Source organism: Acinetobacter sp., from assembly GCF_049284435.1.
Lineage (GTDB): Bacteria > Pseudomonadota > Gammaproteobacteria > Pseudomonadales > Moraxellaceae > Acinetobacter.
The window spans coordinates 1-9216 of record NZ_JBAPXX010000123.1; the positions used below are offsets into that span (position 1 = coordinate 1).

Consider the following 9216-nt stretch of genomic DNA (forward strand, 5'->3'; position numbering starts at 1 on the left):
ATCTGATTATTTTTAGGTAAATCAATAGGTTCATTAAATACCGTTTTCGGTTGCGCCGTACGTAATGCTTTCTGGAAGGGAATAAAGGCCACCGCAATCGCGCCCATCATGACAAAGGCCAGACTGGTATCCCAGTCGCCAAATAGACCCAGGAAATGACTGAGGCCATCTGGCTTCGCCCCACACTTGAGAAAGTTCTTTCAGACTTAGGTATACGCTATCCAGAAATTAATGAAAAAATACAAGTGAACTGGGACAACTTGGGCGAAATTCAGCTATCAGCTCTCTTTCAATGCCCGACGGCCCTATGGGCTCCGCATTGAAATCAAGTGCGGCGTGTCTAAGCGTGACATGCAAGCTTAGGAATATCTAGCCATACGGCTGTTGGAAAATACCGAGTCAGATACTCCTTTAAATACTGAATGGTATCCATCGCAATCGTTTGGTCCTGATGGTCATCAGCATGGTTAAATGCCACAGCATAAAGTGCGACTTCACGTTCTTTGAGTAGCTCCAGACTCAGCAAAGTATGATTAATACTGCCCAGACGACCTGAAGTCACCAGAATGACAGGATAATCGTGCGTTGCAATATAATCGATCGTTAGCATATCCCGGGTCAGCGGCACCATTAATCCGCCCGCCCCTTCAAGCAGAACCCGGTCATAACGCTCAGCCAGTATAGTGGCTGCCTGCTGAATTTTTTCGAAATCGATTGAACGCCGATCCAGTTCAGATGCCAGATGCGGTGAGGCCGGATAGCTAAAAATTTCTGGCATAGTCAGCTTGTCATGATCTTCAGGCAGCAGCCCACATCCCATGATCGTCCGGTGCTGCTCGATATCTTCTGAAACATCCGTATTACCAGTTTGAATCAGCTTTTGGGTAATAGTGTGAATCCCCTGTTCATTCCAGCTTTTGGCTAAAAAACCGGTGGCATAGGTCTTACCAATAGCGGTATCAATGCCGCTGACAAAATAGATTTTCGAACTCATAGGGCTTTCCGTGCAATCAGGTAAATGGGATGGTAGGTCAAAGGATAACTCCCAGTTTCCGGGATCTGGAATTGAGCATAATGGTCCTCGAACTGCGCAAGTGAACTTTTGCTCCAGCGAAAACCCTGAGCCGTTGCCTGCACACCGGTAGATTTCATGTGTTTTAACACATCTCTAGGCTGGGCAAAGTTGAGCTGGATCCGTTCTTCATTTGCCATCAGCAGTTCAAAGCCCTGTGTCTGCAAGATATTTGCTACAGTTTCCAGTGATAAATAATCCAGACCTTGTCCTGTTAATACTTTAATTTCTTTTAAATTGTCTTCTGCATAACTGGCAAAACAGAAATATCCTGATGGGTTCAAGGCATTGGCCACTTTTCGGATTAAGGCCGGTAGCTCCTGAATCCACTGCAAGGCTGAACAGGACACCACCAAGTCTAAAGACTGCGGTAATGGCAACTGTTCGATATCGCCTATGCCCCAGATGAATTGCTCAGTTTCAGGAAAATGCTGTTTCACTTCAGGATAAAGATCATTTAAAAACAACTGATCAACCCCATAATGCTGTAAAAAAGCATGGCTAAACAGACCTGAACCACAACCAATTTCCAGCGCACGTTGCATATGTGGTTGGGGAATATGCTGTTGCATTAAATGAAGTAAATGCTGAGCGACATGGCGCTGTGCTACGGCATGCTGATCATAACTGTGCTGAGCCTGAGCAAATCGTTGTGCAATCAGTGTGTTGTTCATGGCTGATACTGCTCCAGTACACTAAAACAGTGCTGAATTTCCTGATTCTTTATTCCGTGATGCAAACATATCCGCAATCGTGACGAGTTTTTGGGAACAGTGGGTGGACGTACAGGCAATACATAAAAACCATGATCTTGCAAATAGGCTGCTGAAGCTACGGTCTGATGCGTATCTCCAATAATGACCGGAACAATCTGGGAACTTGACGGACAGTCATAACCCAGATTTTTTACTGCCTGCTGACTGTATTGTGATAATGCGGTTAATGCTTGGCGTTCTGCCTGTAAGCCCTGTTGATGCTGAAAGATAAAATTTGTCCAGGCCATACAGATGGGAGGTTGGGCAGTACTGAAAATGAGCGGGCGCATTGAATTAATCAGATATTCCCGGATTACCGGTTCGCAGACCAAATAGCCACCAACCGAAGCAAGCGCTTTACCAAAGGTACCTACCAGGAAATCGATATCCCCTATCACATTATATTGCTCGGCACAGCCCAGTCCACGTAAACCGCGTACGCCTATCGCATGCGCTTCATCAACATACAGCATGACTTTAGGATACTGTTTCTTTAGAGCCACCAAAGCAGTTAAATCGGTTTCATCCCCATCCATACTAAAAATGGATTCTGTGACGACAATGATACGTTCAATTGACTCATCTGACTGATATTTCAATAAAAGCTGTGCCAAGTGATCTAAATCATTATGCCGATATCGCACATAATTCGCTTTAGATAAACGGATACCATCAATCATACTGGCATGAACCAGTTTATCAGCAATGATTTGGGTCTTACTATCTGCAAGCGCAGGTAAAATCCCGATATTCATATGATACCCGCTATTAAACAGCAGTATCGCACGGCCAAAGGCTTGCGACATGTTATGTTCAAGCTGTTCATAAGCTGGAAAATTTCCTGTCAGCAACCGGGAGGAACTGGCACTCATCTGCCGCTCAGAAACAGGAGTCATATCAAAAAATGCTTCCCGTAAATCCAGTTGGCTGGCAAGACCCAGATAATCATTCGATGCCAGATTCAACATGGTTTTGCCGTTGAGTTCAAAATGGGCAGCACTGGTAATTTTGGATTTAAACTCGCGGTACTGCCCTTGTTGCTTTAATACATCAAGTTGCTGTGCAAAATGTTCGAGGTAATTCATGCTGCAAGCTCCATGTGCTGAATCATATCTATCATATGTTCCAGCAATGTCTGCAATTCGGCTGTAGAAATAATAAAAGGCGGCATAACATACACAAGCCTGCCAAATGGACGAATCCATACACCACGACGAACACATTCTGCCTGAAATTCAGCCAGATTCACTGCCTGATGCAACTCAACCACTCCAATTGCACCAAGCACCCGCACATCTTTGACTACAGGATGCCCATCTAAACCATGTAAGGTACTTAATTGCTGTTCAATGCGCTGTATATTGGCTTGCCAGTCCTGTGCCAGTAAAAGCTGGATACTTTTTACTGCAACTGCACACGCCAAAGGATTGGCCATAAAGGTCGGACCGTGCATAAAAACGCCCGCTTCACCCCGAGAAATGGTCTCTGCAACCTGCTTGGTGGTGAGCGTAGCAGACAATGTCATATAGCCACCGGTCAAGGCTTTACCTAAACAAAGTATGTCAGGGATGATATCGGCATGCTCATAGGCAAATAGCTTACCAGTGCGTCCAAAACCTGTCGCAATCTCATCCAGAATCAGGAGTACATCGTATTGCTTACACAAAGCTTTGGCTTGACGTAAGTATTCAGGATGATAAAAGCGCATCCCCCCCGCGCCCTGAACGATCGGCTCAATAATCATGGCTGCAATCTGCTCATGCTTTTCTGCCAGTAACTGTTCCAGTGGCTGGATATCCTGCTCCTGCCATTCGCCATTGAAGCGACTTTCAGGTGCAGGAACAAAATATCGATTAGGCAGGCTTGAACCGAAGATTTGATGCATACCCGTGACCGGATCGCAAACTGACATCGCGTTCCATGTATCACCATGGTAGCCCGAACGTGTCGTGACAAAATTACTCTTTTCCGGTTGATCTTGGGCATGCCAATATTGCACCGCCATTTTCAAGGCAACTTCTACAGCAACCGACCCGGAATCAGCAAAAAAGACTTTATCAAGCTCAGATGCCGTAATCTCCAGCAGAATTTTCGCAAGTTCAATGGCAGGCTGATGGGTCAATCCGCCAAACATCACGTGTGACATCTTATTAAGCTGCTCAATGGCGGCGTGATTCAGCTCAGGATGACTGTAGCCATGAATCGTACACCACCAGGAAGACATACCATCAATCAGCGCCGTGCCATCTTCCAGATAGATTTGGGCACCGCTGGCGCTAGCGACTGAATAACATGGCAAGGGTGCAGTCATTGAGGTATAGGGATGCCAAATATGCTCTTGATCAAAAGCGTCAAACACAAAATTCATCCTGAAAAATTGTGGAAATATCGATCTTAGCCTGCTCAGTTAAAAATGCAAATTGCTAAGCTTACGATTTAGATGAAGCAGTCGCTAAAGTGGCCATAAAATCCAGAATAGGTGCCAATACCAACTCTGTATCGAACAGGATTGCATCATGTGTGGCATCAATTTTTTTAATTTGGATCATACTTTGTTGAGAAATGACAGGTTCTTGAGAAACTTTGTAGGGAACGAGTGAATCTTGGTTTGAAAATATAAACAGTATCTTCGTTGAACAGGTTTTTAAGATCTCTACCAAATTTAATTGCTTCAAAAGATAAAGATGCTTTTTTTGATGATTTAAATCAATTAAAGACAGTTGGGATTGTAAATATTTTACCCGTTGCCGTGCATCCTTCGTCCCCATACAGACAAGATGACTAAAACGTTTCAATGTCGTCAACATGTCCAGTCGGGCAGCCTGAGAAAATTTTTCAAAATCAGTTTCAGGCATTGCCTGTTGCCAATCTTTATTGGCAACAAAACAAGGATTGGACATACAGGCAATGACAGGCTTTGCTACTCGTGTCTGCTGAAAGATTTCATTGGCCAAATATATGGCCAATTGTCCCCCTAAAGACCAGCCTATGAGCACATCATAATCTTGTGCGAGCTTTATCTTTTCCTGCAGGGTGGCTGCATCAAAGGGGTCAAAAATATCAGAGAGTGCGACTGTATGATCTGACTTGAGTTTTTCAGAAAATTCTTCCAGGACGGTTGTCCCCAGTCCCCAGCCTGCAATCAATAATATATTCATCTGCTATTCCCTGTGAAAATACATTACGCCGTCAAGCCATAGAGATTTTTTGAAATCAAAATTATTTCTTTTCAAAAAAGTATAAAAATACTTTTAACCTAAAAAGAAAAAATTGCCTGTCTTGACGCTAATAACCCAAGGCCTAGATCTTTGTACGAATAAAGCGACCTAGGCCATACCCTCTTTATTCATAATTCGGCAAGCTAGCCGATAGCTACACGAAAAAACCGCTAGCTCAGGCTGAAAAACGGGATAGTAAGGATATTCACATCGTGACCAAAACATTTAAGCCATATTCATATAAGACAATACATCATGTTGTATCGTATGACTTATGACATACGGTTATGTCTTTAATCTCAAGAATGAAGCTCTATACTTGAATAAATAAAAATGGCATATGAAATCCATCATAATGCTTTATATCAAAAATAATTTTTATTTTTTCTATACAAAAAATATTATTAATTTAAACTCTGAAAAACAAATATATATTTTTCATATACGATCTGTAAGAAAAATAACGAAATGAAAGTTTTCTAGCAATTTTAGAATAAAAAGTTATGCAATAAAAAGAAAAGTTTTAATCATAAAATTTGGTATGAGCTAAATTTTTTAATATTTTATTTGGAAATCTAAATAAAGCTAGTATATTAAAAATTAATTATAAAAAAGGAAGATGGTAGTAATGAAAATCAAGCATCCCATCCTAAAATTACTTATCAGCTCACTGTGCTTAAGTTCTCTACATGCAATGGCTTTTCCTATCCTTCCCGATAGAACCAATCCTCATGCTTCTAATATTTCTGGAAAAATACCGGGCACAGTATTATCCATACATGAACAAAATACTGGTTTATTTAATAATGCTTCACAGCAGTTATTAGTTAATTACCGTAGTCGTGGGGTACTGTCTGAACCAATTGTGACTTCAGGATATATTCTATTGCCTAAAGGTACTCCTCCTAAAGGTGGTTGGCCTGTTCTGGCTTGGGCACATGGTACCACTGGCGTAGCAGACACCTGTGCTCCCTCTGGAGATTATACTGGTGGACCAGTGCATGTTTATCAGCAAATCGCTGCCAGAGCATTAGATGCATGGCTTGCCCGTGGATATGCAGTCGTTGCACCAGATTATCAAGGCTTAGGCACTCCAGGTGGTCATCCCTATATGAATGCGCAAAGTCAGTTGCATACTGTGGTAGATGCTGTCCGTGCAATCCACAATTTAAAACCTTATAAATTTAATAAAAATTGGTATGTTATGGGACATAGTCAAGGAGGCGCTGCGTCTCTTAAAGTCGCAGCAGATGGCCAGAAAGATGCACCTGAATTCAATCTGCGCGGAGCAATTGCACTGGCACCGGGTGGCTATCAGTATGAAGGAATTGCTGAATACGTCGCTAAAAATTCGCAGATTACCACCGATGTTGCCGCATTTTTTCCGATTGTTCTTCTAGGAGCCGAAGCCGCAGATCCAACTCTTGCTCCCGCGAATTTAGTCAGTCCCGAAATGGGAAAAATCCTTAACGATGCACGCAGTCGCTGTCTGTCAGAACTACAATCTGATCTGCAGCAAGCACCTAGAACAGTCTTTAAGCCTAATGTGAATCTGGCACCTTTAACAAACTATTTGAGAAAACAGTCTATTGAGAATATGACACCCACTGTACCCGTTCTTCTAGTCCAGGGTGAGAAAGACCAGCTTGTCGATTATCGTGGTACGTATGCTTATTATCAGCAGATATGTACAAAGCAAAAACCTATTGCCTTTCATCCCATCCAGAATGGGGATCATCGAGATTCTTTAAGACAAAGTGAATTACTGATTGGAAAATTTCTTCATTCAGTTGAACAAGGGAAATCTTTAAACACTTGTCCTACGAAATAAGATGACAGGTTGAGGCATTTAAGGTCAAAAAATCCTGTAGAGCATGAAAATCTAGTATTTCAGGTTTCTATATAGAAATGGAGATAAATCAAAATGATAATGGAAAGCTTATTGTCACTAAGAGGTAAAACCGCACTGGTAACAGGCGGTGCTGCAGGCATTGGTAAAGCTAGTGCACTTATTCTTGCACAGGCAGGAGCGAATGTGATGATCGCCGATTTAAATTCGGAAGTAGCTCAACAGACAGCTGAGGAAATCAGGCAACTCACTGGCGGCAATATTGAATGGGTCTCTTGTAATATTTTGCAAGATGATCATTTGGTTAATGCCGTGAATAAAACAATTGAAAGCTTTAATCATATTCACATTTTAGTGAATAATGCTGGCGGCGGCGGGGGTGGCCGTGAATCTCCTGATCAAATTAGTGTAGATAACATACAACGTGATTTTCAGCTTAACGTATTTGCCGCTTGGCGATTGTGTCAACTCGTTGCACCTCATATGAATACAGCCGGTTATGGCTCAATCGTCAACATTAGCTCGATGAGTTCGATTAATAAAAGCCCTGCCATGAGTGGATATGCTTCATCAAAAGCGGCATTGAATCATATGGTCGCTAATTTGGCACATGATTTCGGTCCTAAGGTGCGGATTAATGCTGTAGGGCCAGGAGCAATTTGTACTGCTGCGTTAGAAACAGTATTGACGCCTGAGATTGAAAAAAGAATGCTGTCTCATACACCATTAGGTCGATTGGGTGAACCTGAAGATATCGCGAGAGCTGTATTATTCTTTGCTGCTCCTATTTCATCCTGGATTTCTGGCCAAACCTTATTTGTAAATGGTGGAGGTGTACAAACACTTGATTAAAGATTGCTTTCCTTGAACCTGTAACTTATTAATCGAAGGCGCTGTACTATATAATGTAGACCAGCGCATCTTTACAACCTAAAACTATCTACTGAAAAAGTTTAATGACTTATTTAAATCAGGTTTCTTATTTTTAGACTAAATATAACTCCTTGTTGGCTGTTATATACTTCCGCCTTTCCATTATGCAACTTCATGATCGACTTAACGATAGCTAAACCTAAACCGCCAGTCTTTGCTTTGAAATGTCGACTGCTATCTATTTGATAAAAACGGTCAAACAAGTGAGGTAAATGTTGTTGATCAATATAAATATTCTTAGTTAGAACTTCGATGATCACATGATGCTCTGTAGATTTTGCGGAAATTAGGATGTCTTTTTCTTCACATCCATAGTCAATGGCATTGATCATGAGATTGGAAAGTGCCCTTTTTATTAAATCTGCATTCGCATATATTTGAACTCCTTCTTCCAAGTTCAAAATAAACTTCATTTGTCTATCTTCAGCTAAAAATTCATAGTAATGCACTAGCTCTAAAATAAGCCCAGCTAGATCGATATTTTCTTTTTCAATAATATAATCAGCATTTTCAGAGCGAGCAATAAATAACATATTCTCAATCATCTTGCTTAGCCGTTCATACTCTTCCAGATGAGAGTATAAAAGCTGCTCCATTTCTCGCTGTGAACGAGATTGCATCAGCATGATTTGAGTCTGCCCCATTAAGTTATTCAAAGGAGTCCTTAATTCATGTGCAATATCCTCAGAAAACTGTGCTAACTGGTCATAATTAATCTGAATTTTTTCCAACATGGCATTCATTGCTGAACTGAGTTTCTCCACTTCGATGGTGGCACTTTTAATCTCGATTCGCTGTTGAGGTTGATTACCCTGAATTTTATGTGTCTGCTCAATTAGATGATTGAGAGATTTCAGTAAATACAATCCCACCAAGCGTCCGAGTAGACTTGCTACGCCAATTCCCAATAAACTATAAAGAATCAACTTCCATAGATATTGATCCAACGTAGACTGAGCTTCATCAAACTGTGTGCCAGCAATCAGTTGATACTGTTGATGATTGAAATCTACAGTTTTATAAGCTAAACGGGTTGTGGGCAGTTGAAACTGGTTATCCAGAAAGAGAATTGTTTTTGATTTTGCTATAGCAGGAATACGAATTTTTAAAGGATTTATCTCAATTAAGGCGTGTTGCTGATTTCTTAAGATTAAAAGATTATCTTCTTTACCCAACATATTTTCATATAGATGAGGGTGTTGAACCAAAATCCGGAAACTTTCCTGATCCTGTAAAAATACCTCGATACGTTCGATACGCGCAGCTAAGTTCTGATCACGTTGTTTGGTTAACAGGTGCTGCATGTTGTGATAAGAAAGTAAGCCAACACCCAAAAATACAATGGAACAAACAATACTGAAAGAAATACTTAAGCGCGTTGTTAAGCTC

At 41.3% G+C, this 9216-nt stretch carries 8 protein-coding genes and 1 pseudogene; 2 read left to right on the plus strand and 7 right to left on the minus strand.

Annotation, left to right across the window (positions count from 1 at the left end):
* From WAK81_RS10915 to WAK81_RS10940, 6 genes and pseudogenes are all read right to left on the minus strand, one after another.
* Positions 1–155: pseudogene (locus tag WAK81_RS10915) on the minus strand (DUF6691 family protein); the annotation flags it as partial.
* Between the two features lie 185 nt (positions 156–340).
* Positions 341–994, minus strand: coding sequence for a dethiobiotin synthase (bioD, locus tag WAK81_RS10920; protein ID WP_422196827.1), 654 nt, complete (start codon positions 992–994; stop codon positions 341–343).
* Positions 991–1746: a malonyl-ACP O-methyltransferase BioC gene (bioC, locus tag WAK81_RS10925; RefSeq protein WP_422196828.1), complete on the minus strand. Its 756-nt coding sequence runs from the start codon at positions 1744–1746 to the stop codon at positions 991–993. The genes bioD and bioC overlap by 4 nt, the downstream gene beginning before the upstream one ends.
* Entirely contained in the window at positions 1743–2912 is a 1170-nt protein-coding gene (locus tag WAK81_RS10930; protein ID WP_422196829.1) for an 8-amino-7-oxononanoate synthase, read from the minus strand. Before WAK81_RS10930 ends, bioC begins: the two co-directional genes overlap by 4 nt.
* Positions 2909–4186: an adenosylmethionine--8-amino-7-oxononanoate transaminase gene (bioA, locus tag WAK81_RS10935; protein WP_422196830.1), complete on the minus strand. Its 1278-nt coding sequence runs from the start codon at positions 4184–4186 to the stop codon at positions 2909–2911. Before bioA ends, WAK81_RS10930 begins: the two co-directional genes overlap by 4 nt.
* Before the next feature lie 70 nt (positions 4187–4256).
* Complete coding sequence (locus WAK81_RS10940) at positions 4257–4985, minus strand: alpha/beta hydrolase (RefSeq protein WP_422196831.1); 729 nt, start codon at positions 4983–4985, stop codon at positions 4257–4259.
* Between the two features lie 688 nt (positions 4986–5673).
* Here WAK81_RS10940 and WAK81_RS10945 point away from each other — a divergent pair.
* Together WAK81_RS10945 and WAK81_RS10950 are read left to right on the plus strand one after the other, a co-directional pair.
* Positions 5674–6876: an alpha/beta fold hydrolase gene (locus tag WAK81_RS10945; protein WP_422196832.1), complete on the plus strand. Its 1203-nt coding sequence runs from the start codon at positions 5674–5676 to the stop codon at positions 6874–6876.
* Between the two features lie 96 nt (positions 6877–6972).
* Entirely contained in the window at positions 6973–7746 is a 774-nt protein-coding gene (locus tag WAK81_RS10950; RefSeq protein ID WP_422196834.1) for a glucose 1-dehydrogenase, read from the plus strand.
* A 113-nt stretch (positions 7747–7859) separates the two neighbouring features.
* Here WAK81_RS10950 and WAK81_RS10955 read toward each other — a convergent pair.
* The coding region (locus tag WAK81_RS10955) for a heavy metal sensor histidine kinase (protein ID WP_422196833.1) at positions 7860–9216 on the minus strand (1357 nt) is incomplete at its 5' end.